This is a genomic window from Tsukamurella sputi (assembly GCF_007858445.1).
Taxonomy (GTDB): domain Bacteria; phylum Actinomycetota; class Actinomycetes; order Mycobacteriales; family Mycobacteriaceae; genus Tsukamurella; species Tsukamurella sputi.
In genome coordinates this window covers 1-882 of the sequence record NZ_VIGV01000025.1, presented here as the reverse complement: position 1 = coordinate 882, position 882 = coordinate 1, and the positions used below count along the sequence as shown (strand labels likewise).

Here is an 882-nt window from a genome sequence, read left to right as displayed (position 1 = left end):
ATAGCCTCAAGTGCCGGCATCAAGAAGGGAAAGTGTGTACAGCCTAAGACCAATTGATCAATAGGGTATTGAAATAGTGGACTTAAGGTTTTGCTTAAAATCTCCCGATTTTGCTCAAGTGTTAATTTCTGCGCCTCCACCAAATCGACCCACTCTGAGCCGACAATTTTATGAAGCTTCTGATCTGCGGCAAAACGTGCTGCAAGATTCTCTAACCGTTCACTATTAAGGGTTGAGCGAGTTGCCGCAACCGCGATATGACCACTCTTTGTTGCTTGTGCTGCAAGTTTTATAGCAGGTTCAATCCCGATAATAATAAGATCGGGATATTTTTCTCGTAATTTCTCGGCACTGACCGCCGTCGCCGTATTGCAGGCAATCACTAACGCATCGATCTTTCGCGCTAACAGCTCCGCCGTTAAGCGCTCCATTCGCTCATGAATATAGTGATCACTCTTTAAGCCATAAGGAAGATGGCCTGAATCGGCAATATAGATAAATTGTGTCTGATTAAGGGGTTTCGCTGCTAAAAAAGCATTTAAGATAGAAAATCCACCAATACCGGAATCAATTAAACCAATTCTAATCACATCTAGCCTCACCTATCTCGGACAATCTATCGACGGCCTAAAGGAACCACAATAGAAGGGTCTAAGAGAGGCGCTTCTTCAACCTCTTCCTCTTTTGTCATCACCTCTTCAGCTAAGAGGGAGAAATCCTCTGGATCGATATCGAGCATTGTTTCATAAGTGGTTAGATCCCACATCTCAAAGAGATTGCCATTTCCTAGGAGAATAAGATCACTCTCAATATTGGCATATTGCATCAATCTTTTAGGGAGGACCATTCGCCCTTGTGCATCTAAAATCACCTCTGTCGCAC

Annotated in this window: 2 protein-coding genes; both read right to left on the bottom strand. The window is 43.5% G+C overall.

Going from position 1 to position 882, the window contains the following annotated elements:
* Window positions 1-602: glutamate racemase (gene murI, locus FK268_RS25785; RefSeq protein ID WP_146437764.1), on the bottom strand; the 602-nt coding region annotated here is incomplete at its 3' end.
* Window positions 603-616: 14 nt separating this feature from the next.
* Window positions 617-882 (bottom strand): division/cell wall cluster transcriptional repressor MraZ (locus FK268_RS25780; protein ID WP_146437762.1); only part of this gene is annotated, 266 nt, incomplete at its 5' end.